Source organism: Hymenobacter gelipurpurascens, from assembly GCF_900187375.1.
Taxonomy (GTDB): domain Bacteria; phylum Bacteroidota; class Bacteroidia; order Cytophagales; family Hymenobacteraceae; genus Hymenobacter; species Hymenobacter gelipurpurascens.
On sequence record NZ_FYEW01000004.1, the window covers coordinates 240,628 to 266,520 of the forward strand.

At 62.9% G+C, this 25,893-nt stretch carries 16 protein-coding genes; 12 read left to right on the forward strand and 4 right to left on the reverse strand.

Annotated features, from left to right (window positions below):
• Positions 1-71: 71 nt before the first annotated feature.
• Positions 72-1,040, forward strand: coding sequence for a PorP/SprF family type IX secretion system membrane protein (locus CFT68_RS21170; RefSeq protein WP_088845681.1), 969 nt, complete (start codon positions 72-74; stop codon positions 1,038-1,040).
• A gap of 67 nt (positions 1,041-1,107) precedes the next feature.
• Here the strand turns inward: CFT68_RS21170 and CFT68_RS21175 are convergent, their stop codons facing one another.
• Positions 1,108-1,836, reverse strand: a complete 729-nt coding sequence (locus tag CFT68_RS21175) for a DUF92 domain-containing protein (protein ID WP_088845682.1) — start codon at positions 1,834-1,836, stop codon at positions 1,108-1,110.
• Between the two features lie 214 nt (positions 1,837-2,050).
• Here CFT68_RS21175 and CFT68_RS21180 point away from each other — a divergent pair, with 214 nt between their 5' ends.
• The 4 genes from CFT68_RS21180 to CFT68_RS21195 all read left to right on the forward strand — a co-directional run bounded on the left by CFT68_RS21180 (position 2,051) and on the right by CFT68_RS21195 (position 8,085).
• Positions 2,051-2,410 carry a winged helix-turn-helix domain-containing protein gene (locus tag CFT68_RS21180; RefSeq protein ID WP_088845683.1) on the forward strand — a complete coding sequence of 120 codons (360 nt, stop codon included), beginning with the start codon at positions 2,051-2,053 and terminating at the stop codon, positions 2,408-2,410.
• A 126-nt stretch (positions 2,411-2,536) separates the two neighbouring features.
• A complete protein-coding gene (locus tag CFT68_RS21185) occupies positions 2,537-5,212 on the forward strand; it encodes a TonB-dependent receptor plug domain-containing protein (RefSeq protein WP_212590455.1) in 2,676 nt (891 codons plus the stop codon).
• A 217-nt stretch (positions 5,213-5,429) separates the two neighbouring features.
• Complete coding sequence (locus CFT68_RS21190; RefSeq protein WP_088845684.1) at positions 5,430-7,703, forward strand: heavy metal translocating P-type ATPase; 2,274 nt, start codon at positions 5,430-5,432, stop codon at positions 7,701-7,703.
• 4 nt (positions 7,704-7,707) lie between these two features.
• Positions 7,708-8,085: a cupredoxin domain-containing protein gene (locus tag CFT68_RS21195; RefSeq protein ID WP_088845685.1), complete on the forward strand. Its 378-nt coding sequence runs from the start codon at positions 7,708-7,710 to the stop codon at positions 8,083-8,085.
• 115 nt (positions 8,086-8,200) lie between these two features.
• Here CFT68_RS21195 and CFT68_RS21200 read toward each other — a convergent pair whose 3' ends face one another.
• From CFT68_RS21200 to CFT68_RS21210, 3 genes are all read right to left on the reverse strand, one after another.
• Positions 8,201-10,324 (reverse strand): prolyl oligopeptidase family serine peptidase, encoded by a 2,124-nt coding sequence (locus CFT68_RS21200; protein ID WP_088845686.1) that lies wholly within the window; start codon positions 10,322-10,324, stop codon positions 8,201-8,203.
• A 266-nt stretch (positions 10,325-10,590) separates the two neighbouring features.
• Positions 10,591-11,316 (reverse strand): LytR/AlgR family response regulator transcription factor, encoded by a 726-nt coding sequence (locus CFT68_RS21205; RefSeq protein ID WP_088845687.1) that lies wholly within the window; start codon positions 11,314-11,316, stop codon positions 10,591-10,593.
• On the reverse strand, positions 11,285-12,310 hold the full coding sequence (locus tag CFT68_RS21210; RefSeq protein ID WP_088845688.1) for a sensor histidine kinase: 1,026 nt from the start codon (positions 12,308-12,310) through the stop codon (positions 11,285-11,287). Before CFT68_RS21210 ends, CFT68_RS21205 begins: the two co-directional genes overlap by 32 nt.
• Before the next feature lie 259 nt (positions 12,311-12,569).
• On the opposite strand from CFT68_RS21210, the gene CFT68_RS21215 reads away from it, so the two are divergent.
• The 7 genes from CFT68_RS21215 to CFT68_RS21245 all read left to right on the forward strand — a co-directional run bounded on the left by CFT68_RS21215 (position 12,570) and on the right by CFT68_RS21245 (position 25,833).
• On the forward strand, positions 12,570-13,499 hold the full coding sequence (locus CFT68_RS21215) for an ABC transporter ATP-binding protein (protein ID WP_088845689.1): 930 nt from the start codon (positions 12,570-12,572) through the stop codon (positions 13,497-13,499).
• Between the two features lie 71 nt (positions 13,500-13,570).
• Positions 13,571-17,104 carry an ABC transporter permease/M1 family aminopeptidase gene (locus tag CFT68_RS21220; RefSeq protein WP_245815474.1) on the forward strand — a complete coding sequence of 1,178 codons (3,534 nt, stop codon included), beginning with the start codon at positions 13,571-13,573 and terminating at the stop codon, positions 17,102-17,104.
• Between the two features lie 582 nt (positions 17,105-17,686).
• Entirely contained in the window at positions 17,687-18,706 is a 1,020-nt protein-coding gene (locus CFT68_RS21225; protein ID WP_088845691.1) for a N(4)-(beta-N-acetylglucosaminyl)-L-asparaginase, read from the forward strand.
• Positions 18,703-19,431 (forward strand): copper homeostasis protein CutC, encoded by a 729-nt coding sequence (locus CFT68_RS21230; protein ID WP_088845692.1) that lies wholly within the window; start codon positions 18,703-18,705, stop codon positions 19,429-19,431. Before CFT68_RS21225 ends, CFT68_RS21230 begins: the two co-directional genes overlap by 4 nt.
• 165 nt (positions 19,432-19,596) lie before the next feature.
• Positions 19,597-21,939 carry a glycoside hydrolase family 20 protein gene (locus CFT68_RS21235; protein WP_170934889.1) on the forward strand — a complete coding sequence of 781 codons (2,343 nt, stop codon included), beginning with the start codon at positions 19,597-19,599 and terminating at the stop codon, positions 21,937-21,939.
• Between the two features lie 115 nt (positions 21,940-22,054).
• Entirely contained in the window at positions 22,055-24,355 is a 2,301-nt protein-coding gene (locus CFT68_RS21240) for a GH92 family glycosyl hydrolase (RefSeq protein WP_088845693.1), read from the forward strand.
• A 56-nt stretch (positions 24,356-24,411) separates the two neighbouring features.
• On the forward strand, positions 24,412-25,833 hold the full coding sequence (locus CFT68_RS21245; protein WP_088845694.1) for a glycoside hydrolase family 125 protein: 1,422 nt from the start codon (positions 24,412-24,414) through the stop codon (positions 25,831-25,833).
• Positions 25,834-25,893 lie beyond the last annotated feature (60 nt).

A 25,893-nucleotide genomic window follows, 5' to 3' on the forward strand; every position in this document is an offset into this window, starting at 1 on the left:
CAGTGACCTAGAGTGCTTCAACCAGGCCTCTAGGCCACCTTCTTCGACAATCCTTAAGGCCAGCTACTGCTATGAAAAGAGCTTTAACGTTGCTGTTGCTCCCGCTGCTGCTAGCCGCCGCGCCCCTTCGGGCCCAGCAGCAGGCGCAGTACAGCCAGTACATGAACAATAACTACATCCTGAACCCGGGCACCACGGGCGTGGAGGATTACATCGACGCCAAGCTCAGCTACCGCACCCAATGGACTGGCCTGGAGGGGGCGCCCAAAACCTACTACGCCAGCATCAGCTCCTCCTTGGGCAAGTGGCGCACCACCAGCAAGCGCACCCTGCGCGACCGGCGCCGGCCGTTTCACGCGTTGGGGGCCCTCATGTACAAGGACGAAACCGGCCCCACCAGCCGCACCGCGGCTTACGTATCCTACGCGTACAACCTGGTGCTGAGGCCCAACTTAAGAGCAGCCCTGGGGGTGTCGGCGGGTATGCAGCAGTTTGCCGTGGATGGTAATAAGCTGCAGTTTTTTGATCCCACTACCGTGGCGGCCAGTGATGCCTCTCTGGTGCCGGATGCTTCCGTAGGGCTGTGGGTGTACAGCTCGGATTTCTACGTGGGGGTGTCGGGGGCGCAGCTGCTGGGCAACAAGCTCGATTTCTCCTACGGGCCCACCTCCCTGGGCGCGGGCGCCGGCAACTACCTGCGGCGCCACTACTTCGCTACCGCCGGGGTGCGGGTGCCGCTCAGTGATGACTGGTCGCTGGTGCCGTCGGTGCTGGTGAAAGCCGTGAAGCCGGCGCCGCTTTCCGTCGACCTCAATGCCAAGCTCAAGTACCAGGACCTGCTGTGGGTCGGCGTGTCCTGGCGCGCCTTCGATTCCTTCGTCACGATGGTAGGCCTCAGCTACGAGCAGTTCACGCTGGGCTATTCCTACGATGCGGGCCTTTCCGAGCTAGCTGGCTACCATGGGGGCAGCCACGAGGTGCTGCTGGGTCTGCGCCTGAAGAAAAAAGCTCAGGTGGTGTGCACCAACCGGTTCTGGTAGGCCTGCTCTGAGTAGCTCTAGAAGTGGCCTAGGAAAACGCAGCCAACGTACGCGGCCGGATATAACCCTACACTAACTCAGCCAAAGCCGCCAGGCCCGCCGCCGTACCGGCCCCGACAAGCGTGTTCAGGAAATTGACAGCATTATTGGAGAGTACATGCCGCCGCTCCAGCGTGGCTCCGAGCAGCGAATCGGCCAGGTTACCCGCCGTGCCGCCCACCAATAGCCACCAGAAGGCCGGGCTCCAGCCTGCGGCAGTACAGTAGGCGCCCGCCACTACAGCGCTGCCCGCCAGGCCTAGCAGGGTGCCCTCCAGACTAACGACTCCGTTCAGGCCCCGCTCATCGGGGCGCCCGGTAAGAATGTTGTAGTACCGGCGGCCGTAAATGTTGCCCAATTCCGAGGATAAGGTGTCGGCGGTGGCGGCGGCAAAGCTGCCGGCCAGCATCAGCTGGGCCAGCGGGGCATACGCGGGCCACTGCCAGCCTATAAATCCCAGCGCTCCGGCCACGCCCGCATTGGCCAGCACCTGCCCGGCCGTACGGCGCCCCTTGTTGGCTTCCGCCAGCCCGAGGCGCCGCTTGTCCCGTACTTTCCAGGCGGAGGCCGCCGAGCCCAGTCCAAAAAACAAAGCCAATAGGCCTACCCCCATAAAGCCGCTTCCCAGGAAGATAAGCAGGCCCAGTAGGCCACCGGTCGAGACTCCGGCAGTGGTAAGCTTGCCGGCCCGCGCACTGTAGGCCATGCCCAGAGAGAGCAGAAGTAAAACCAGGGCGAGGCGAAGCGGAAAAGTCATCGGGGTAAAGGTAGTCCGTTGCCGTTCAGTCAAAATACTTGCCCGGGCAAGGATGCTTCCTTGACTTGTTTTTGCTGCCGAACCAGTCTTATTCCGATTCATATGCGAGGGAGTCGCAAACGCTTCTCCATGCGTCCCGGGTAGCAGAGGGACCAGTAGAATCCGTTATTTTACAGGTTGAACCCAAGCCCTTCGGCCATTGCCTGCCTTGCTTATGAAAGACCTGCTGCCCCCCGGTATTCCATTTCACTTCGAGGGGCGCCTCTGGCTGCAAGGGCCCCAAGACCGGTTTATGGGCATCGGGCGGCTGGAGCTGTTGGGGCACATTGCGGCCCTGGGCTCCATTTCCAAAGCAGCGCAGGCCATGAACATGTCCTACAAAAGAGCCTGGGACCTGGTCAGCTCCATGAATGCTCAAGCCCGCAACCCGCTGGTAAGCACCCAGACCGGGGGCTCCCACGGGGGAGGCGCCATTCTTACCCCGGCAGGCCAGCAGGCTCTGGCCGAATTTCAGGCCGTGCAAGACCGGTTCGCGCAGTTTATGGCCGACGAAACCGCGCGGCTTCATTCCTAGCAATAGCCAAACGATAAAAACATTTGCCTGTGCCAATCGTTATGTTTGGCAAAATATAACCCTGCAGCGCCTACGTATACAACTACCCTTTCAGCTCCGGGCCTCCCGGACCGAAACCGTTTCCCGATGAAGAAAACACCCCGCGCCTTCCGGGCTGTGGCAATGAGTGCCACGGCTGTCGTCGGCCTGGCGGGCCCGGCCCTGGCGCAAACCGGCACGGGCCGGCGACAGCAGCCCCCCGCCGACACGTTGCGCTCGGGCCTGACGGAGGTAGTGGTTTCGGCCTCGCGGGTGGAGGAAAGCTTTCTGCAGTCGCCGGTAACGGTGGAGAAGCTCAACGCCCGCGCCATTCGCCTGACTCCTGCCCCATCGTTTTTTGACGCCATTGAGCACGTCAAGGGCGTGCAGGTGATTTCGCCGAGCCTGGGCTTTCGGGTGATTAATGCCCGCGGATTCACGAATACCACCAACGTCCGGTTTGCCCAGCTCGTGGATGGGGTCGACAACCAGGCCCCCCACATCGGCGGGCCCATCGGCAATGTGCTGGGCCCAAGCGACCTGGATATTGCCGGCGTAGAAATTGTGCCCGGCACCGCGGCCGCACTCTACGGGTTGAACGCCATCAATGGCCTGGCGAATTTCACCACCCGCAGCCCATTTCTATCGGAGGGCGTAAGTCTGCGCCAGCAAACGGGCGTCAACCACCTCAACGACTCAAACATCGAACCCCGGAGGAGCGGGCCCCCAACCGCGCAGCCTTACTCGGAAACCAGTGTGCGCTACGCGAAAGTGCTGGTGGCTGACAAGCTGGCCGTCAAGGTGAACGGTACGTATTTACGGGCCTACGATTGGGTGGCCAACGACCAAACTGACCTCAACCCCCGGGGCAATAGCACGACTGGCCTGGTGGGCCCCCTGAATCCGGCCGCCGACCCCGTAAACCGCTACGGCAACGAATCATCCAACCGCAGCACGCTTACGCTAGGCGGCAAGCAGTATGCCGTGGCCCGCACGGGCTATGACGAGCGCGACCTGGTGGATTACACCATCCGCCTGCTCAAGGCCGATGCCGCCGTGCACTACCGCTTCCGGCCGGGGGTGGAACTGGCTTACACCTACCGCGTGGCGGGCTTCGACAACGTGTACCAGCGCTCCAACCGCTTCCGTCTGCAAAATTACCGCCTGCAGCAGCACGCCCTGACCCTGACCACGCCCGTGGTGCAGGCGCGGGCCTACCTCACGGCCGAGAACACCGGCCAGAGTTACAACCTGCGCTCGATGGGAGAAAACCTGGACCGGAGCTTTAAGCCCGATGCGCAGTGGTACACCGACTTCACCTCGGCCTGGAACGCATCTGCTTCCGCCGGCCAAAACCCTGCTCAGGCCTTGGCCAGTGCCCGCACGGCCGCCGATGCCGGCCGATTAGTGCCCGGCACCGAGGCCTACAACCAGCGGCTGAGCAAGCTGCAGGACATCAACAACTGGGACCAGGGCGCGGCTCTGCGCGTGCGGGCCAGCCTGGTGCACGGGGAGGCGCAGGTAAACCTGGCCGAGCTGCTTCGGCGCGGCGGCCACCCCCTGCCCGCGGGACTCAGCCTGCTCACCGGCCTCGACCACCGCACCTACCTCGTGGTGCCCGATGGCAACTATTTCATCAACCCCGCACAGGGTCAGGACCCACTGCAAGACAACCTTACCTATTCCAAAACGGGAGGCTTTGTGCAGGCCGGTGGGCGCTTATGGCAGGAAAAGCTACGCCTGACCGCCACGCTGCGCGTGGATAAGAACGACTACTTCGGCGCCAAACTCAACCCCCGCTTCACGGCAGTTTACTCGCCTACCCCGCGCCAGAACTTCCGCCTGAGCTACCAAAGCGGCTACCGTTTCCCGAGCTTGTTTGAGGGGTTTTCTAACGTGAACAGCGGGCAGGTGAAGCGCATTGGCGGGCTGCGGGTAATGTCGGACGGGGTGTTTGAAAACAGCTACCTGCGCAGCAGCATTGATGCCTTTAACGCGGCCGTTACGGCCAGCGTGAATGCCAACACTTCGACCCAAAGCACGGCGCAGAAGCGGCAGGCAGCTATTCGGGCCAACCAAGGTCAGCTCGTCAGGAATCCCTATACCTACCTCCGGCCCGAGCATATTCAGTCCCTGGAAGTGGGCTACAAATCGGCCCTCGGGACGGCGGGCCGCCTGCTGATGGACGTTGATTTCTACTACAACGCCTACCGCGACTTCATTGCCCAGGTAGAGGCCTACGTGCCCCTCTCCACGGATGGCGCCGCCCTACCCGCCGGCACGGACCTGAACACCGTGGCCACAACCCTCAACGCGCGTGCCGGGCAGGCCCGCTACCGGCTCTGGACCAATTCGCAGAGCCAGGTAACCAACCTGGGCGGCTCCGCGGGCCTACGCTACGATGCGGGGCACGACTACCAGGCCGGCATCAATGCAACGTACACGCGCCTGAACCGCACCGAGAATGGGGACGGACTGGAAGACGGCTTCAACACCCCACGCTGGGCCTACAACCTGAGCCTGGGCAACGAGAATGTCTGGCACCACTTCGGCTTCGGCCTGAACTTCCGCCACCAGGTCAGCTACTTCTCCCAGACCTTTCTGGTCAGTGGCGACGTACCGGCCTACAGCACGCTGGATGCCCAGCTAAGCTGCCAAATCCCCGCTGCCCAGGTGCGCCTGAAGATGGGCGCCAGCAATGTGCTCAACCGGTACTACGTGTCCTACCTGGGCGGCCCAAGCGTGGGCGGTCTGTATTATCTGACGGTGACCTATGGCCTGTAGAGGCACAAAGGCACGGCTTACGCCAAAGTAACCGAAGAGTAAATGCTGCCGAGAGACCAAGGCCTAGCAGAGGGCTGAGGGGTAAATCATGCATGATTTCGGAAGGATTTCGTACCAAGTCGGGGCCGGTTCGGTGTTTCCTTTGCATAGGGAAAATGCTAGGCCTGTCTGGGGGCTCCCATCTGGCCTAGCCGCGCGATTACCTCCCTCTTATGCTATGGAACCAACCACTAAAACCGAAACCCTCGACATTGAAGGCATGACGTGCGCATCGTGCGCATCCTTCGTCGAAAAGTCCTTGTCCCGCACGCCGGGCGTGCAGCGGGCCGTGGTCAATTTCGCCACCGAAAAAGCTACCATCGAGTACGAGCCCGCCCAGGCCTCCCCGGCCAGCCTCAAAGCGGCGGTCATCGGCGCCGGCTACGGCGTCATGGAGCGGGCCCCCGACACGAGTGCGGCGGACCGGCAGGCGGAAATCGACGAGCAGAAAGCCAGGGCCTACGACAAGCTCAAGCGCCGCTTCTGGGTGGCGGCCGGGCTGGCCGCGCTCATTATGCCCCTGAGCATGCTCATGCTCTGGCCCGCGATGATGCAGCGCGTCAACATGCAGGGGCTGAACTACGGCCTGCTGGTGCTCACGCTGCCGGTAGTGGCCTACAGCGGCCGGGAGTTCTACTCTTCGGCCTGGAACGGCTTCAAGCACCGGGCCGCCAACATGGACACCCTTATTACCGTGGGCACGGGGGCGGCGTTTCTTTACAGCGTGGCCGCGACAGTGGTACCGGGCTGGTTTATGCGCCAGGGTATTATGCCGGAGGTCTACTACGACACGACGGCCACCATCATCGCCCTGATTCTGCTGGGCAAGGTGCTGGAGCTGCGCGCCAAAACGCAGACCTCCGCCGCCATCAAGGCCCTGATGGGCCTGCAGGCCAAAACCGCCCGCGTGGTGCGCCCCGGCGGCCAGGAAGTGGACGTGCCCATTGAGCAGGTGCAGCTCGGCGACGTGGTGGTGGTGCGCCCCGGCGAGAAGGTGGCGACGGATGGCGTTATCGAGGAAGGCCACTCGGCCGTGGATGAGGCCATGCTCACGGGTGAAAGTTTGCCGGTCGAGAAGAAGGCCGGCGACCCGGTCTTTGGGGCCACCCTGAATAAAACCGGCTCCTTCCGCTTCCGCGTGACCAAGGTGGGGGCTGATACCATGCTCTCCCAGATTGTCAAGCTGGTGGAGGACGCCCAGGGCAGCCGCGCCCCCATTCAGCGGCTCGCTGATAAGGTCAGTGCCATCTTTGTGCCCACGGTGGTGGTCATTGCCCTGCTCACCTTCGTGCTCTGGTTTGACCTGGCCCCCGTGGAAAGCCGCCTGCCGCTGGCGTTGGTCAACTTCGTGGCCGTGCTCATCATCGCCTGCCCCTGCGCCCTGGGGCTGGCCACGCCCACGGCCATCATGGTCAGCACCGGCAAGGGCGCCGAGCACGGCGTGCTGATCCGCAACGCCGAGGCCCTGGAAAAGGCGGGCCAGGTGAATACCGTGCTGCTCGACAAAACCGGTACCATCACCCGCGGGGAGCCCGCCGTGACGGACTTTGTGCCGGCCCCGGGCCAGGACGCCGGCTCGCTCCTGCAGCTGGTGGCTGCCGTGGAGCGGCAATCGGAGCACCCCCTGGCCGAAGCCGTGGTGCGCTACGCCGAGGCCCAGGGCGCCGCCGCGTTTTCCGCTACCGGCTTTCGGGCCCTGGAGGGCAAGGGAGCGGAGGCAGTCGTGAACGGGCAGGCTGTGCTCATCGGCAACTTCCGCCTGCTCGAGGAGGCCGGCATCAGCCTTTCCCCGGCCGTGCGCCGGCAGGCCGATGAGCTGCTGGCCCAGGCCAAAACCGTGCTCTACATTGCCGTGGCAGGGCAGGTGGCGGGCCTGCTCGGGGTGGCCGACACCGTGCGGGATACTTCGGCCGCCGCCATCAAGCGGCTGCAGGCCATGGGCATGGAGGTGGTGATGATGACCGGCGACAACCCCGAGACGGCCGCCCAGGTGGCGGGCCAGGTCGGCATCACGCGCTACTTCGCCGAGGTGCTGCCCAGCGGTAAGGCCGGCAAGGTGAAGGAGCTGCAGGCCGAGGGCCGCATCGTGGCCATGGTGGGCGACGGCATCAACGACGCGCCCGCCCTGGCCCAGGCCGACATTGGCCTGGCCATGGGCGGCGGCACCGACGTAGCCATGGAAGCGGCCGGCATCACGCTCATGCGCTCCGACCTGCACGGCGTGGTCACGGCCATTGAGCTTTCCCGTCAGACCATCCGCACCATCCGCCAGAATTTGTTTTTCGCCTTTATCTACAACACCCTGGGCATACCCGTGGCGGCCGGGCTGCTGTACCCTTTCCTGGGCATCACCCTCTCCCCCATGCTGGCCGCGGGGGCCATGGCCCTGAGCTCGGTGTCGGTGCTGACCAACTCGCTGCGCCTGCGCGCCTTCTCCCCCGCTAAACCCTAACGCCATGGATACCGCCGAAATCATTGTGACCCTCACGGGCCTGGGCCTGGCGGCCTTCGTCATCTGGTACTTCTTTTTCTCGGCCCGGCAGACTGCCAGCGCCGTGTCCTCCTCAAGTGGGGTGCAGCAGGTCGATATCACCGTCAAGGGGGGCTACTCGCCTGACGTGATTGAGGTGGAGCGCGGCAAGCCCGTGCAGCTGAGCTTCTACCGCGACGAGGAAAACACCTGCTCCGAGGAGCTGCTCCTGCCCGACTTTAGCATCCGCCGCGACCTGCCCGCTTTCAAAACCACCCTGGTAGAGCTGCTGCCCCAGCAGGCGGGCACGTTTACCTTCACCTGCGGCATGGGTATGCTGCGCGGCAGCCTCGTGGTAAAGTAGGCCCTAGGCCAGTCGGCGCGGCATTCCGTAGGCCACTAGTTCATCGCCTCCAAAGAAAAACGCCTGCCGGCTCCCAGGAGCCGGCAGGCGTTTGCCATGTTAAGCCCGAAGTGGGCTAGTTGTTCTGATAGGGCGTCAGGTTCATGTTCTGGAACATGAATGACCATTTATCGGCCTGCTCACTGATCACCTGAGCCGTGGAGCGGCCCGAGCCGTGACCGGCCTTGGTTTCCACCCGGATCAGCACGGGCGCACTGCCTTTCTGCGACTCCTGGAGCTTAGAGGCAAACTTGAAAGAGTGCGCCGGTACCACCCGGTCATCGTGGTCGGCGGTGGTCACCATGGTAGCGGGATAAGCCGCCGGCTTCAGGGCGTGGTAGGGCGAGTACTTGTAGAGGTAGTCGAACATCTCCTTGCTGTCCTGGGCCGTGCCGTAGTCGTAGGCCCAGCCGGCGCCGGCCGTGAACTGGTTGTAGCGCAGCATGTCCATCACGCCCACGGCCGGGAAGGCCACTTTAAACAGCTCGGGGCGCTGGGCCATGGTGGCCCCCACCAGCAGTCCGCCGTTGGAGGCGCCCGAAATTGCCAGGTAGTCTTTCGAGGTGTAGTTGTTTTTCGTCAGGTACTCGGCGGCGGCAATGTAGTCGTCGAACACGTTCTGCTTCTGCAGCTTGGTGCCGGCCACGTGCCACTTCTCGCCGTACTCGCCCCCGCCCCGGATGTTGGGCACGGCATAGACGCCGCCGTTTTCGAGCAGAACAATGGTGCTGGTACCGAAGCTGGGCGTTACGCTGGAATTAAAGCCGCCGTAAGCGTAGAGTAGTGTGGGGTTTTTGCCGTTCATCACCAGGCCTTTTTTGTAGGTGATGATCATCGGGATTCTGGTGCCGTCCTTGGAGTTGTAGAACACCTGCTTGGACTCAAACTTGGTGGGGTCGAACTGCACGCCGGCCTTCTTGTACACCGTCGATTTGCCCGAGGCAATGTCGTACTTGAAGATGGTGGGCGGGTAGATGTAGGAGGTGAAGGTGTAGTAGGTTTCCTTTTCCTCCTTCTTGGTGCCAAAGCCGCCGGCCGAGCCCACCGAGGGCAGCGTGATGCTGCGCTCCTTTTTGCCGCTCATGTCGTACTGCTCAATCAGGGAGGTGGCGTCCTTCAGGTAGTTGGCGAAGATCTTGCCGCCGCCGGTGGTGGCGCGCAATACATTTTTGCTTTCCGGAATCAGATCTTTCCAGTTGGCGGGCTTGGGGTTGGCGGCATCCACGGTTACCACGCGGCCGTTGGGCGCGTTCAGGTTGGTTTCGAGGTAGAGCTTGCTGCCCACGTTGTCGAGCACGCTCACCTCGCTTTTCTCATTGTCCACGACCTGCACAATGGGGCTGCCCGGCTTGCTCAGGTCCTGGATGTAGAGCTCGTTGCCGGAGGTGGTGTTGGCGCCGGTGATAACCAGGAAGCGCTCATCCTCGGTCAGGGACGCCCCGATGTAGCGGCGGGGCGTCTTCTCCCCGCCGAACACCAGCTGGTCGGTGCTCTGGGGGGTGCCCAGCTTGTGGTAGAACAGCTTGTGAATCTGGGTTTTTCCGGCCAGCTGGCTGCCCGCCTTGGGCTTGTCGTAGGAGCTGTAGTAGAAGCCGTCGTTGCCCTTCCAGGCCAGGCCCGAGAACTTCACGTCCTTGAGCGTGTCGCCGACCAGGGCTTTATCCGACGCCTTCATCACAATCACCTTACGCCAGTCGGAGCCGCCTTCCGAAATCTGGTAGGCGGCCAGGCTGCCGTCCTTGGTGAAGTTGATGCCGGCCAGGGAGGTGGTACCGTCCTTGGAAAACAGGTTGGGGTCGAGGAACACCTCGGGCGTGCCCGCACCCACCTGCCGGTACATGACCGACTGGCTTTGCAGACCCGTGTTCTTCGTGAAGTAGGTATACTTACCCTCTTTGAAAGGAGCGCCGTATTTCTCGTAGTTCCACAGCGTTTCGAGGCGCTTGCGGATGGCTTCGCGGAAGGGGATCTGGGCCAGGTAATGCTGGGTCACCTTGTTTTCCTCCTGCACCCACGACTTGGTGTCGTCGGCCTGGTCGTTTTCGAGCCAGCGGTAGGGGTCGGCTACCTTGGTGCCGAAGTAGGTGGTCACGGTATCCACCTTTTTCGTCTGCGGGTAAGGCAGAGTCTTGAGCGGGGTCTGGGCAAAGGCTTGCGCGCTAAGCAGCACAGCGGCCGCTGAGGGATAAATGCTTCTCATGCAGTACGATGGGTGACAGGAAGTGAAAAAGCGGGAGGTAGGACGCGCTGAGCACCTGGGCAGCCGGGTGCCTGGCTAGATGAGCCGTAGAAAGATACGGTGCAGCACTCATTCAGCAAGTGTAAAAATTACGTTGCCCGCTGCCGGGCTTCAGGGGGGTAGGCGGTACAACCTCTGCGGAGGCAGGCTTGCGGGTTGGCGTCGGGTTGGCCATGGCCGCCCTACCGGAGGCCAGGCCGATTAGCTGTAGCCCGGACTGCCTGAACTCACAGGCCTTTCAGCATCTTATAAAACGCCTCCGCGTAGGTGTCACTGACGGGGATAACCTGGTCGGCGATCTGAATCCGGTTTTTCTCGATATGGTCAATTTTATCCAAAGCGACCAGAAAGGACCGGTGCACGCGGGCAAAGTCCGGGGCAGGCAGCAGCTCTTCGAGTTTGGCAAAGCTCAACAGCGTCATAATCCGGTCTTCCGTGGTATGAATCCGCAGATAATCTTTCATGCCTTCCACGAAGAGAATATCGCGGGTTGCTACTTTCTGGATGCGGTGGCCCACCTTGAGAAAAATATACTCCGGCTCATTCCGGGCTTCTGCTTTGGCTTCGTTCTTTTCCCGCGGTTGCGGGAAGCTTTGCTGCTGATAGAGCCGGAGCACGCCCTGGTAAAACCGCTCGAACGTAAAGGGCTTCAACAGGTAGTCCCTCACCTCCAGGTCATAAGCCTTGAGTGCATACTGGTCGTAGGCCGTGGTTAAAATAATCATCGGTTTGGGGTTCAGCATCGGAATGAAGCTGAGCCCGTCCAGGTCCGGCATGTTAATGTCCAGAAACAGCAGGTCGGGCTGGTCTTTCTTTAACTGGGCCGCCGCCTCCAGGGGGCTGACGAAAGTCCCTTTCAACTCCAGGAACGAGACCTTGCCGATGTATTCTTCCAGGATTTCCTGGGCCAGGTACTCATCCTCAATGATGTAGCAGGTGAGCGTTGCTTTCATGTGCCTGGAGGTGAAGACCGTGGATGGTAAGCTGGACGGTAAAGGTTTCGCCGGTGTTCTGAATGCTTAGCGTATGCTGGCCCGGATAAAGCAGAGACAGCCTTTTTTGGACGTTGGGCAGCCCGATGCCCCCGGGCTCCTCCAACGCCGCCACCGCACCTGGGCCGATTGGGTTCTGCACGCTGAAGGTCAGGGTGTCTTGCTGGAATCCTACCCTGACTTTCAGGTCACCGGGTGCCAGCCGGGCGGGGCTGTGTTTATAGGCGTTTTCCAGCAGGTGCACGAACAGCAGGGGGGCAATGTAGCAGGAAGTGGTCTCCCCTTCCAGCAGCAGGTCGACGACGGGGCTGTTTTTGTACCGGAGCTGCTGCAGGCTGATGTAATCCCGCACATACGCCATCTCCCGGGCCAGGGGAACCGTGGCGGCATTGGACTCATAAATCATGTAGCGCATCAACGAAGCCAGGTGCATGACGGCTTCCGGGGCGGCCGGGGCCTGCTTGTACACCAGCGTGTGGATGTTGTTGAGGGTATTGAACAGGAAGTGCGGGTTGATCTGCGACTTCAGGTAGGTGAGTTCAGCCTCCACGGCCTGCTTCTCCAGCTGTTCTTTCCGGATCGTATTGAGTACCAGATTTTCGGTGACCCGGGCCAGCCAGCTCAGGAAAAGAAAAATGGGTACAGTCGTGACCAGGTTCATCGAATAGTCCCCGAAATCTAGCTGTTTGTGGTGGAAAAGCAGAAAAGGCAGCGGCGCGCTCAGCGCGATTCCCCCCAGCCTAAGCCAGTAGCCTCGACCTTTTCTGCTGCCGGAATACTGCGTCAGCAGGTAGAAATGCATGTAAAAAACATACAGACAGGTGGCGATGAATCCCGCCGTGGTGCTAGGCCAGTGGGCATCGGTTTCACTTTTGAGTTGCAGTATCACCAACGAGGTGAACAACACCCAGACGGACAGGTGAATCAGCCAGAAGATTCTTTTGACGCGCTCCATACCACAAAGGTGGGATTTCCGGGGGTGGCCCGGGTTACCTGCTCGACCAGCTGCTCACGCCAATCTACGGGTGGGGAAAAGAAGCCTGCCAGTGCTTTCACGGCAGCAAAGCCTTCCTTGGTCGAGTACTTCCCCGCAACAGCATATCAGGTTTCGCGATTCGACTCGCTCATGATTGCTTCGCCCCGAACCAGAGAATGCCGCCGTGGCCAAGGCTTGGCTTCTCTTTTCCAAAATAAACCGAAGCAACTCAGCAGAAATGGAAAATCAACACGTCGGCCTCACCATCCGCAAGGTTTCAAAAAGGTATGCGAATGGCGTGCAGGCCCTACATAATGTTTCCTTGGACATTGCCCCGGGCATGTTCGGGCTCCTGGGACCAAACGGGGCCGGCAAATCAACCCTCATGCGCACGCTTGCCACCCTGCAGGAGCCTGACGAAGGGCAGCTGCTGCTGGGCGACCTCGATGTAGTAAACCAGAAGGAAGCGGTGCGCCAGACGCTGGGCTACCTGCCCCAGGAGTTTGGGGTCTACCCCAAAGCCAGTGCGGAGGAACTGCTCGACTACTTCGCGGTGCTCAAAGGCATCACCAACCGGGCCGTGCGCAAAGAAACCACCGCGGCCTTGCTCAGGCAAACCAACCTCTGGGATAAACGCAAGCAGAAGCTGGGCAGCTTTTCGGGGGGCATGAAGCAGCGCTTTGGCGTGGCGGTGGCCTTACTAGGCAACCCGCGGCTGCTCATTGTAGACGAGCCCACGGCGGGCCTCGACCCGGCCGAGCGGGTGCGCTTTCTGAACCTGCTCAGCGAACTGGGGGAAAACAGCGTGGTGATTCTCTCCACCCACATCGTGGAAGATGTCGCGGAGCTGTGCACGAACATGGCCATCATCAACCAGGGGCAGATCCTGCTGGAGGCCCAGCCCCTGGAGGCCGTGGCCTCCCTGCAGGGCCGCATCTGGCGCAAGCTGACCGATAAACGGGCCCTGCCGGCCCTGGAGCAGGAGCACCGGGTTATTTCGGCCAAACTTCTGAGTGGCCGCACCCTGGTGCACGTGTACAGCCCGGACCGGCCGGGCATCGGCTTTGAGCCAGCGGAGCCGAACCTGCAGGATGTCTACTTCAGCGCCATGACGGGCTGCTTTAGCCCGGTTAGTCCGCAACCGAAAGCGGAGGGGGTAGCGCTATGAAGTTCCAAAGGATTTTTGCGCTGGAATTCACTTACCAGCTTCGCCGGGCCGCTACCTGGCTTTACTTCGGGGTGATCTTGCTTATCACTTTTCTGGTAGTCATTGCCAACTATGCCTCCGACGCGCGGGACGGATACTTTCTCCTGAACGCGCCCATCGTCCTGGCTGCCGTCACGGTGATCTGCTGCGTGTTCTGGCTGGTGATAGGCGCCTCCGTGGCAGGCGAAGCGGCTGCCCGCGATGTGCAGACCCGCATGCATTTGCTTACGTACGCGGCCCCCGCCAGCAAAGCCGCCTACCTGGGCGGGCGCTACCTGGCCGCCTTTGCCCTGAGTGCCCTCCAGCTGCTCGCCATCCCGGCGGGTATGCTGCTGGCCATGCACTTTGCCGGGGTTGAGGCCGAGATTCTGGGTCCGTTCCGGGTGGCACCCTACCTGACTACCTTTTTCTTTATCGCTCTGCCCAACGCTTTTTTCGCGACGGCTATGCAATTTTCGGCGGCGGCGCTCAGCCGGCGGGCCCTAGCAAGCTATCTGGTCGGCGCGGCCCTGTTCGCGGCGTCCTACACAATATGGCCCCTGCTGGAAAAAGGGGGAGAATGGGGAAACCTGGCTGACCCGATGAGTTTTGGCCCGGTACTGAGCCATCTGTCCATTGACTGGAGCCCTCAGGAGAAAAGCACGCGTTTTCTGCTGCTGGAAGGATCCTTTCTCGCTAACCGCCTTCTCTGGTTCGGCTTTTCACTGGGCCTGCTAGCCTTTACGTACTTCCGGTTTCAGTTTGTGTTGCCTGGCTCCGGCTCAAAGCAGTTTGCAGGGAAACCCCTACTCCCAGCGGTAACGGCCTGGGAGAAGCTCCGCTGGGAAACCGCGGAAGCGCTGCCGCCGGCCAGGGGAACGTACGGCTGGGCCACCCAGCTAAGCCAGTTGCGCCGTATCACCTGGGAATCCTTTCTGCCGCTCGCCAAAAGCAAGGCTGGCCTGCCCCTGTTGGCTTTGCTGGCCCTGCTGGTAGGCGCTACTGTGCCCGGCAACCTGAAAGGCCGGGGCGTGCCCTTGCTGCCCCGAACGGACTTTGTCGTGGAGTACCTGACCGCTCCCCTGGCGGGGCCGGCCGCTTTCTGGGTTCTTCTGGTGCTGCTCATTATTTTCTATGCCGGCCAGCTGGTGTGGCGGGACCGGGAAACCGGGGTGAGTGAGGTGGTCAACGCGGCGCCGGTGCCGGAGGGAGTGCTTTTCCTGAGCCGGTTTCTGGCGCTGTCCCTGGTGTTGGTCGTGTGGCTGGCCTTCCTAATGACGGCAGGCGTGCTGGCACAGGCGGCCATAGGTGGCGCTTCCCCTGCAATAGGCCTGTACGTGCGGGCCCTGTTCGGGCTGCAGCTAGTCGACTGCCTCCTTTTCGCCCTACTGGCCCTCACCGTGCATGTCCTGGTAAACCAAAAGTTTGTGGCCCATCTGGTAGCGCTGCTGATCTACGGGTTCATGTCGTTTGCGCCTGCGCTGGGTATCGAGCACAAGCTGCTCATTTTTGGCGCCAGTCCGCCGTGGACTTATACCGATATGGCCGGGTTTGGGTCGTCGCTGGCGCCCTGGCTGTGGTTTAAGGGATATTGGGTGGCCTGGGGACTGCTGCTGGCAGTCGTGGCGCGGCTGTTCTGGGTGCGGGGACGGGAGAGCAGTGCAGCTGCGCGGCTTCAGCTGGCGCGCCGGCGCTTCACGCGTTCCAGCGCCCTGGTGTCGGCAGTGGCTGTGGCCGGCCTCCTCTTGTTTGGCGGCTTCATCTTCTACAACACCAACGTGCTGCATGCGTACACTGCCGCCGCGGAGATTGCGGCACGGCGCGCTGGGTATGAGCAGCGCTACCGCCGGTACCTCAACGTTCCCCAGCCCGTGCTGTCCGGGGTAAACCTGCAGGTGGAAATATATCCCCAGCAGCGGACGGTAGCGATCCGGGGCACTTACCTGCTGGTGAATAAAAGTCAGGTGGCCATTGACACGGTGCATCTGGCGGCGGGTGCGGGCGTTGAAACAACTGCGATTAACTTCAACCAGCCGGCCAAAGCTGTGCTCGTGGACGAGGAGCACGGCTACCGCCGGTACGCCCTGGCCCAGCCCCTAGCCCCGGGCGACTCCCTGCGCCTGCGTTTTCAGGTTAAGCATCAAGCGCGGGGCTTTACCAACAACGGCGCCGACGCGCAGGTTACGGAAAACAGCACCAGCTTCCGCAATCTGGAGTGGCTTCCCGTCATCGGCTACCAGCCCTACCGGGAGCTGGATGAGGCCGGCGCCCGAAAAGCGTATGGCCTGGCTTCCCGACCCGCCACCTACTCGCTCTACGACGCGGCGGCCCGCCGGTACGCCCCTTTTTCCGAGCAAATCCGCCTGGAGGCCATCGTGGGCACGGATGCCAGCCAAACGGTGGTGGCGCCGGGCACCTTACGCCGAACCTGGATTAAAGCGGGCCGCCGCTACTTCCATTTTGCCACCGATGCGCTTATTCGCAATGAATACGCCTTTTTCTCGGCTGCCTACGCCGTGCAGGAAGGGAAGTGGCGCAACCCGTCGGCTGGCTCGGCGCAGGAGGTTGCCATCCAGGTTTACTATCCCCCGGGACTTTCGCAGAACCCGGCGCGCATGGTCCGGAGCGCCCAGGCATCGCTGGACTATTACACCCAGCAGTTCGGGCCCTACCCGCATCGGCAGCTGCGCTTTGTGGCCCATCCCAGCTACGCTTTCGGAAACCACGCCGCGCCCATCGACATCACGGCCGAGGAAGGTTTTTTCTTGCTGAACCCCAACAAGGACAAGCGGGGCTTTGACCTGGTGACGGCCGTGGTGGCGCACGAGGTGGCGCACCAGTGGTGGGGCAACCAACTTAAACAAGCCTATGTAGAGGGTGCCGGCCTGATTTCTGAAAGCCTGGCCTGGTACTCGGCCATGGGCGTACTGGAAGATAAGTACGGGGCGGAGCACCTGCAGGCCCTGCTGGGTTTCCTGCGGGAGGAGAATGAGCTCCCGCGCACCCGGGCCGCCAAGCCCCTGCTGCAAGCCGATGACTTTTACCAGAACTACCGCAAAGGGCCCCTGGCCTTGTACTCGCTAAGCCAATACATGGGACGGGACCGGGTGAACGGGGCGCTCCGGAATCTGCTGGCCCGGCACCGCCCCGGGACCATGCCCCGGCCCACGTCGCTGGACCTCTTCCGGGAGCTGCAGACGGCAACACCGGACTCACTCCAGCCCCTGCTGCACGACCTGTTTCAAGCCAACACCTTTTGGGAACTGGCGACTGAGAGCGTCACCGCCCAACCTCTAGGAGGCGCCTGGCAGGTGACGCTCACCCTGCAGGCTCGCAAGGTGGTAGTGGACAGCGCCGGCACCGAGTTTAAACGGCCGATGAAAGAGTGGGTAGAAATCGGAGCCTTCGCCCCCGCTCCCGATGGGAAAGCGGTAGGCCAGCCCCTTTACCGCCAAAGGCACCTGCTTAAATCCGGCCGGCAGACAATTGTGTTCACGCTGCCTGCCCGGCCCGCTACAGTGGGGGTGGATCCTCGTAATCTGCTGATTGACTCGAATACAATCAATAATTCCAAGGCAGTGAACTGAAACAGCCCCGTAGCTTTCTTCTCTCGGGCAGAGGGAAGCTACGGGGCGAACAGCTTCAGCACCCCAGCCAGCCCCACCACGGACACAATCGTTTCCATCATCGTCCAGGAGCGAAGGGTGTCGCGGGCGGGTAAGGGAACCTGAACGGTAACGGCAGGAGGTGGTGATTAACAGGGTGATTTCCAGGGCGATAGAGGATCATGTGGCCGGCCTTCAGCGCATTTCCACCAGGGTTCCTGAGAGGCTCTGCGCGGTCAAGCGGCCGTAAAGTACGGAAAGCCCGGCCGTGGGGAAGGTAAGTTAACTTACTGCCCGCCCGGCGTCAGCTGTCGCCCCTTCCCGCGCTTCATCTTTCACGCCTCCACCCACCGAGAGGGGCTGATCGATAGCGGGGGCCGAAGCAATAAAAACGACTGCCTTAGCTGCCGGAATCTCTGCTCTGCCCGCTGCGCTCCCACCGGCCCGCCGTGAGGCCTACGCTGGATACCCCCCGCGCGGGCTGGCGGCCCGGCCCGGCCGGAGCCCGGTGAAACATCCCGTGAAAAACAGTTTATTTGAGGAGTCCACTTCTCCTTCTATTCTATGCCTTCTCGCCGCAAGTTTCTCACCTCCTCCGCTGGCCTGGCTTTGCTGGCCGCGGGGCGCCCCCTCGAAGCCATCAGCCTGGCTCCAACAGCGCCAGCAGGAAAGCCGCTGGTTATCTCCACCTGGGACACGGGTCTGGCGGCCAACCTGGGGGCCTGGAAAGTGCTCAGCAAGGGCGGCCGCGCCCTGGATGCGGTGGAAGCGGGCGTGATGGTGACGGAAGCCTCGCAGAACTGCTGCGTCGGGCTGGGCGGCAACCCCGACCGGGAAGGCATCGTGACCCTGGACGCCTGCATCATGGACGAGCAATTTAACTGCGGCAGCGTGGCGGCCCTGGAGCGCATCAAGCACCCCATCAGTGTGGCCCGCCGCATCATGGAGCGCACCCCCCACGTGATGCTGGTGGGCGAAGGAGCCCAGCAGTTTGCCGTGGCCCAGGGATTTCCCCTGGAGCCGCAGAAGCTCAGCCCCGACGCCGAAAAGGCCTACCGGGAATGGCTGAAAACCAGCCTTTACCAGCCCGTGGTGAACATTGAAAACTCGGGCCGCCGCCCCCCCGGCCCGGTGGGCGGGGCCAACAACCACGATACCATTGCCATGCTGGCCCGGGATGCCAAGGGCAACCTGAGTGGCAGCTGCACAACCAGCGGCATGGGCTTTAAGATGCGGGGCCGCCTCGGCGACTCTCCCCTGATCGGGTCGGGGCTGTTCGTGGACAATGCCGTAGGAGCCGCCGCCGCCACGGGCCAGGGCGAAGACGTGATTCGTATGGCCGGCGCCCACACGGTGGTGGAGCTTATGCGCCAGGGCCTCTCCCCTACGGCTGCCTGCAAGGCCGCCATTGAGCGGGTGGCCAAAATCAAAGGCGACAAGGCCCGCGACATCCAGGTGTGCTTTATTGCCGTCAGCAGCCAGGGCCAGCACGGCGCCTACGCCCTCCAGAAGGGCTTCAGCTACGCCGTGTGCACCGCCGAAAACCAGCAGCAGCTTATCCAAAGCGACTATTGGCTGAAATGAGGGCGCGCACCCTGGAAATCTGCGCTAACTCCGTGCACTCAGCCCTGGCGGCCCAGGCCGGGGGCGCCGACCGGGTTGAGCTGTGCCAGCAGCTGGAGCAGGGCGGCACTACCCCCTCGCTGGGCACCATCGAGCAGGTGCTCTCCCAGCTGACTATTCCCGTGTTCGTGCTGATCCGGCCGCGGCCCGGGCCCTTCTGCTACGATGCCCAGGAGCAGGCCGTCATGGCCGCTGACATCCGGCACTGCCGGGCGCTGGGGTGCGCCGGCGTCGTGCTCGGAGCCCTGGACCAGGCCGGCCGCGTAGACCGGGCCGCCTGCGAGCGGCTGATGGACGCGGCCGGGCCGCTGGCGGTCACGTTTCACCGTGCCTTCGATGCGTGCCCCGATCAAGGGCAGGCCCTGGAAGATATCATCCGCCTGGGCTGCCAGCGCCTGCTGACTTCCGGGGGGCAGCCCACCGCCGTGGCGGGGCAGCCCCAGCTGGCCGCCCTGATCAAGCAGGCGGAAGGGCGCCTGAGCATTATGCCGGGCTCGGGGCTGACGCCCACCACGATTCAGCAGGTGGCCCGGCATACCGGCGCCCGGGAGTTTCACGCCAGCGCGAAACGGGAGCTAGCGGGTGGGCCACCCGCGAAAGCATCCGAGTTTGATTGCCCGCGCTGGGAAACCGATGCCGCAATCGTGCAGCAGCTGGTCGTCGCCCTGCGCCGGCTGGCCTGTTAAGTTAGGGCCGGAGCACCCGCGAAAGCTAGCGGCCCTCCCCTGTGAACTATCCTTTTATGCCTGATATTGCCGAGCACGGGCTTGCGCCTTCCCAACAAGCCCGGAGCAACCCCGGCTTGCCGGCCCGCTCCCGCTCTATCGGACTACCTAATCCTGCGTCTTCCCGTGAGAAAGAATCCTTGGCTGTCGTTGTCCTTTCTGCTAGGCCTGTTTGGGGCTGCTCCGGCTTTCGCCCAGCAAGCGGCCGACCCTTCCCCGTCAACTGCGCTTATTCCAATGCCGGCCCACCTCACCCCCGGCCGTGGAAGCTTTGCCATCACGGCGGCCACCAGCATTTACGTCGACGCAAACAGCCAGGAGCTGCGCCGCATCGGGCAGGTGCTAAGCCAGGATCTGCAGGCCAGCGCGGGCGTGCAGCCTCCCGTGGTGGTGGTCGGAAAGAGCAGGCCGGGTAAGCCCGGTTCAGGAGATATATACCTGTCCTTGCGCCCGGCCCTGGACAGCCTGGGCGCCGAGGGCTACACGCTAAGTGTACAGCCAAGTCAAGTTGTGCTGGCCGCCCGAGACCCTCACGGCGTGTTTCTGGGCCTGCAAACCATCCGCCAGCTGCTACCCCCGCAGCGCGCCGCCGGGGGGGCGGTGAGCTTGCCGGCAGTGGAGGTGGTGGACCAGCCCCGGTACGCCTGGCGGGGCATGCACCTGGATGTGAGCCGCCACTTCTTTCCGGTTTCATTTGTCAAGCAGTACATTGACTACCTGGCCCTGCACAAGCTGAATACCTTTCACTGGCACCTCACCGACGACCAGGGCTGGCGCATAGAAATCAAAAAATATCCCCGGCTGACTTCCGTGGGCGGCTGGCGCGAGGGCACCCTCATTGGGCACTACTCCGATCAGCCCCACCAGTTCGATAACCTCCGCTACGGGGGCTTCTACACCCAGGAGCAGATCCGGGAGGTGGTCCGCTACGCCCAGGACCGCTACATTACGGTGGTGCCGGAAATTGAGATGCCCGGCCACGCCGTCGCCGCCCTGGCGGCCTACCCCGAGCTGTCCTGCACGGGCGGCCCTTTCAAGGTGGAGCGGCTTTGGGGAGTGTTTGACGACATCTTCTGCGCCGGCAACGAGCAGACGTTTTCTTTCCTGCAGGACGTGCTAACCGAAGTTATGCCGCTGTTTCCGGGCCGCATGGTGCACCTGGGCGGGGATGAAGCGCCCAAAACGCGCTGGCGCACCTGCCCGAAGTGTCAGGCCCGGATGAAGGCGGAAAATCTAAAGGACGAGCACGAGCTGCAAAGCTACTTCGTGCAGCGCATGGAGAAGTTTGTGAACTCCCGCGGCAAGACCATGATCGGGTGGGATGAGATTTTGGAAGGCGGCCTGGCGCCCAACGCCGCCGTCATGTCCTGGCGCGGGATGGAGGGCGGCACCACGGCGGCCCGGCAGCACCATCAGGTGGTGATGGCCCCCGGCTCCCACGCCTACTTCGACCATGCCCAGGGCGAAGCCAGCCTGGAGCCCCTGTCGTTTGGCGGCTTCCTGCCCCTGTCCAAGGTGTACGCCTTCGAGCCCACCCCCACAGAGCTGACGGCGGCCGAGCAGCAGTACGTTCTAGGGGGTCAGGCCAACCTCTGGACCGAGTACATTGCCACCGAGCAGCAGGCCGAGTATATGCTGCTGCCCCGCCTGTCGGCACTGGCTGAGGTGCTCTGGACTCCCACCCGGCAGAAAAGCTGGCCCAGCTTTCAGCAGCGGATGCAGCAGCAGTACCGGCGTTATGAGTCCTGGGGCGCCTCCTACTCCCGGAGTGCCTTTAACGTGCGCCAGCGGCTGACCTTCGACTCCGCCCGACATGCTACCCTGGTAGCCCTGCAGATGGACGCTGCAGGCCCCCGGATCCGCTACTCCCTCGACGGCACCGCGCCCACCCCGGCCTCTGCGGAGTACACCCAGCCGTTTGCCGTGTCCCATTCGGCTGTTATCAAAGCCGCGGCCTTTGAAGGCCACCAGCTACAGGGGGAAGTCACGACCCGGGAGCTGACGGTGCACCAGGCTTTTGCCGCCCCCGTGACGCTCACCACCGAGCCCAACAGAAGCTACCGGGGGGCCGGAGCCATAACCTTGGTGGATGGGCAACGGGGCTCCACCAACCACGCCGACGGGCAGTGGCTGGGCTTTTACGGTACCGACCTGGAAGCCACCCTCGACCTGGGGCAGGTCACCGCCCTTAGGACCGTGAAAGCCAGCTTTCTACAGGCGGCCGGCTCGGGCATCCGGCTGCCGACCAACGTGGCAATCGCCGTGTCAAAGGATGGCGTCAAATACCAGACCGTGTATGCCGCCCCTGTCTCCGGGTTCTCCCCGGGCAAGCCGGCTATTCGCGAAGTGCCGGCTGCGCTACCGAAAACCAAGGCCCGGTTTGTCCGCATTACGGCCACAAATGCCCAGCCGCCCGGGGCAGCCACGCCCGATACCTGGCTGTTCGTGGATGAAGTGATGGTGCAGTAGCCGACAGTTCGGGTTGCTGGCTGACGCCGGCCGCCGGCTGCTTCCTTATCCCGGCCACTCCCCTGTTTTTATTCGCTCAAGGCCCGATTTCTTTTGCCGCCAAGCCCGCTAATCTATGCAGCGTACTTACAGTCAACTTCTCCTGTCCGCCGGCTTTTGGGCCTGCCTGGCTTCGGTAGTGGCCTGCCGCCCCCAGCCGGGCAGCCGCCGGCCGGCAACGGCGAGCCGGCAGATCAGCCTTACCCAGTACGTCGACCCCTTCATCGGCACGGGCTTTCACGGCCACGTTTTTCTGGGGGCCAACGTGCCCTTCGGAGCCGTGCAGCTCGGGCCGGTCAACATCACCGAGGGCTGGGACTGGTGCTCCGGGTATCATTACTCGGACTCCACCATCGTGGGGTTTGCCCACACCCACCTGAGCGGTACCGGCATCGGCGACCTGGGCGACGTGACGGTGATGCCCACCACGGGAGCGGTGCGCGTAACCGAAGGACGGCCAAAAAACCCGGAGCGGGGCCTGGTTTCGCTGTTTTCCCACCAGGAAGAGCAGGCCCGGCCCGGCTACTACGCCGTGCGCCTGCAGCGCTACGATATCAGGGCCGAGCTGACCGCCACCGAGCGGGTGGGCTTCCACCAGTACACGTTCCCCCAGTCCGAAGCTTCCCACCTGATTTTCGACCTGCAGCAGGGCATTGGCTGGGACCTGGCCACGGACACCCACATCGAGCAGCTCAACGACAGCACCCTCGTGGGGTACCGCAACTCCAAGGGCTGGGCCGCGGATCAGCGCCTGTACTTTGCCGCCGTCGTTTCCAAGCCCATCCGCAGTTTTACCAGTGTGCAGGTGCTCGACACGCTGGGCCACACCACGCCCGCCGCCACCGGCAACCGCATCAAGGGCGTGCTTTCCTTCCCGACCCAGGCGGGCGAAAAGGTGAAGCTGAAAGTGGGCATCTCCCCGGTAAGCACTGCCGGGGCCCTGGCCAACATCCGGGCGGAAATCCCCCACTGGGACTTCGCCAGGGTGGTAGCCCAGGCTGATGGGGCCTGGAACAAGGAGCTGCAGAAAGTGCGGATTCAGGCCGAGGACACCCGCCGGAAAACCTTTTACACGGCCCTCTACCACACCATGATTGCGCCCTCGGTATTCAACGACCACAACGGCGACTACCGGGGCACCGACCAGCAGGTGCACCAAAACCCGGGCTTCACCAACCTGACCACGTTTTCCCTCTGGGACACCTACCGGGCGGCGCACCCGCTGTTCACCCTGCTGCAGCCCGAGCGCGTCAACGACATGGTCAGCTCCATGCTGGCCATCTACCAGCAGCAGGGCAAGCTGCCCGTATGGCATCTGATGGGCAACGAAACCAACTGCATGGTGGGATACAGCGCCGTGCCGGTCGTGGCCGACGCCTACCTGAAAGGCTTCACGGGCTTCGACGCCAACCTGGCCTACGAGGCCGTGCGCGCCACGGCCCTGCGCGACGAGTTCGGGCTCAAAGCGGTGAAAGAGCAGGGCTTTATTCCGGCCGACAGTGAAGTGGAAAGTGTGTCCAAAGGGCTGGAGTACGCCATTGACGACTGGTGCATTGCCCAGATGGCCCGCAAAATGGGCAAGACCGCCGACTACGCCTACTTCAGCCAGCGGGCCAAAAACTACCAGCAGTACTTCGACAAAAAAGCCGGCTTTATGCGCGGGCGCCTCTCCACCAAGGCGTGGCGCACGCCCTTTGACCCGTTCAAGTCGGTGCACATGAAAAGCGACTTCACCGAGGGCAATGCCTGGCAGTACACCTGGCTGGTACCCCAGGATGTGGAAGGCCTGATTGGGCTGCTGGGCGGAGAGCAGCGCTTCAGCCGCAAGCTGGATTCGCTGTTTACGGTGAAGGGCAATATGGGCGAAGAGGCCTCCCCCGATATTTCGGGCCTGATCGGCATGTACGCCCACGGCAACGAGCCCGGCCATCACATTCCCTACCTCTACAACTACGTTGGCCAGCCCTGGAAAACGGCCGACAAAGTGCGCTTCATCACCGATAACTTCTACACGGCCAAGCCCGACGGCATCATCGGCAACGAAGACGTGGGCCAGATGTCGGCGTGGCACGTGTTTTCCACCCTGGGGTTCTACCCCCTCAACCCGGCCAACGGGGCCTACGTGTTTGGCAGCCCGGCCGTGCAGCACGCCACCATTCAGCTGGCCGCCGGCAAAACGCTGACCCTGGAAGCCCAAAACAACAGCGCGACCAACAGGTACATTCAGGCCGTTACCCTGAACGGCAAGGCCTACTCCAAATCCTACATCACCCACCAGCAGCTGCTGCAGGGCGGCAGGCTGGTATTTACAATGGGGGCCACGCCCAGCCCCACCTGGGGGGTGGCCCCCGCCGACCGGCCCCGGTCGGTGCTGTAAGCTAGGCTGCCAGGCCAGGTAAACTCCCTATACTGTTTACTACCAACTCTTTACCTATGAACCGTCGACACTTCCTTCAGGGCCTCTCGCTGCTTTCCGGGGGCGCGCTGCTGAAACCCACCTCCCTGCTGGCCGCCGGGGCGCCCGCCTTCCCGGTGGTGCGCCCAGCCGCATCCCAGCGGCGGTTTCGCAGCCGCACCGTGGAGGCGGCCATCAAGGAGTTTCAGCGGAAAGTGCCCGACGCGGAGCTGGGGTGGCTGTTTGAGAACTGCTTCCCGAGCACCCTGGACACCACCGTGACCTACACCCTGCGGGAGGGGCGCCCCGATACGTACATTATCACCGGCGACATTGACGCCATGTGGCTGCGCGACTCCTCGGCCCAGGTCTGGCCCTACCTGCAGTTTATCCCCAAGGATGCGGAGCTGCGCCAGCTCGTAGCCGGCGTTATCAACCGCCAAACGCGCTGCATTCTCAAGGACCCCTACGCCAATGCTTTCTACGGCGACGATGCCAAGGTGGGGGAGTGGAAGTCGGACCTGACCGCCATGCAGCCCGGCGTGCACGAGCGCAAGTGGGAAATTGACTCGCTCTGCTACCCCATCCGCCTGGCCTACCACTACTGGAAAAGCACCAACGACGCCCAGCCCTTTGACGCGGCCTGGCAGCAGTCCATTCGGAAAGTACTGCTGACCTTCCGGGAGCAGCAGCGCAAGGCGGACCGGGGCTCCTACAAGTTTCAGCGCGAAACGGCCACGGCCACCGACACCCAGCCCATGAGCGGCTACGGCTACCCCGTGCGGCCCGTAGGCCTGATCTGCTCGGCCTTTCGGCCCAGCGACGACGCTACGCTCTACTCCTTTCTGGTGCCCAGCAACTTTTTCGCCGTAGTCAGCCTGCGCCAGGCCAGCGAGATGATGACCCGGCTGGCCAAGGACACTGCCACGGCCCGGGAGCTCTCCGCCCTGGCCGACGAGGTGGAAGCCGCCCTGCGCCGGTACGCGGTCATCGACCACCCCCAGCACGGCCGCCTATACGCCTACGAAGTGGATGGCTTCGGCAGCCAGGTGCTCATGGACGACGCCAACGTGCCCAGCCTGCTGGCCCTGCCTTACCTGGGGGCCGTAGCGGCCACCGACCCTATCTACCAGAACACGCGGCGGTTTGTGCTGTCCGAAAACAACCCCTTCTTCTTTAAAGGGCGGGCTGCGGAAGGCATCGGCGGCCCCCACGTGGGCCAGGACATGATCTGGCCCATTGCCATCACCATGCGCGGGCTCACCAGCGCAAGTGAGGCCGAAATCCGGGCCTGCGTGCAGAGCCTGCGCGCCACCCACGCCGGCACAGGCTACATGCACGAGTCCTTTCACAAGGACGATGCCGCCCAGTTTACCCGCAGCTGGTTTGCCTGGGCCAACACCCTCTTCGGCGAGTTTCTCTGGAAGGTTTACCAGGAAAAGCCCCAGCTGCTAACCTAGCCGGCTGCCGTTGCCGGCCCCGGCCGTTGTCCGGGCCAGCGAGCTCCGCTCGCGCACCGA

Bases quoted from the DNA above. Each gene is read 5' to 3' on its own strand.
- CFT68_RS21170 (WP_088845681.1), top strand. From the start codon at position 72: ATGAAAAGAGCTTTAACGTTGCTGTTGCTCCCGCTGCTGCTAGCCGCC.
- CFT68_RS21180 (WP_088845683.1), top strand. From the start codon at position 2,051: ATGAAAGACCTGCTGCCCCCCGGTATTCCATTTCACTTCGAGGGGCGC.
- CFT68_RS21190 (WP_088845684.1), top strand. From the start codon at position 5,430: ATGGAACCAACCACTAAAACCGAAACCCTCGACATTGAAGGCATGACG.
- CFT68_RS21200 (WP_088845686.1), bottom strand. From the start codon at position 10,324: ATGAGAAGCATTTATCCCTCAGCGGCCGCTGTGCTGCTTAGCGCGCAA.
- CFT68_RS21175 (WP_088845682.1), bottom strand. From the start codon at position 1,836: ATGACTTTTCCGCTTCGCCTCGCCCTGGTTTTACTTCTGCTCTCTCTG.
- CFT68_RS21205 (WP_088845687.1), bottom strand. From the start codon at position 11,316: ATGAAAGCAACGCTCACCTGCTACATCATTGAGGATGAGTACCTGGCC.
- CFT68_RS21240 (WP_088845693.1), top strand. From the start codon at position 22,055: ATGCAGCGTACTTACAGTCAACTTCTCCTGTCCGCCGGCTTTTGGGCC.
- CFT68_RS21225 (WP_088845691.1), top strand. From the start codon at position 17,687: ATGCCTTCTCGCCGCAAGTTTCTCACCTCCTCCGCTGGCCTGGCTTTG.
- CFT68_RS21210 (WP_088845688.1), bottom strand. From the start codon at position 12,310: ATGGAGCGCGTCAAAAGAATCTTCTGGCTGATTCACCTGTCCGTCTGG.
- CFT68_RS21245 (WP_088845694.1), top strand. From the start codon at position 24,412: ATGAACCGTCGACACTTCCTTCAGGGCCTCTCGCTGCTTTCCGGGGGC.
- CFT68_RS21230 (WP_088845692.1), top strand. From the start codon at position 18,703: ATGAGGGCGCGCACCCTGGAAATCTGCGCTAACTCCGTGCACTCAGCC.
- CFT68_RS21195 (WP_088845685.1), top strand. From the start codon at position 7,708: ATGGATACCGCCGAAATCATTGTGACCCTCACGGGCCTGGGCCTGGCG.
- CFT68_RS21215 (WP_088845689.1), top strand. From the start codon at position 12,570: ATGGAAAATCAACACGTCGGCCTCACCATCCGCAAGGTTTCAAAAAGG.
- CFT68_RS21185 (WP_212590455.1), top strand. From the start codon at position 2,537: ATGAAGAAAACACCCCGCGCCTTCCGGGCTGTGGCAATGAGTGCCACG.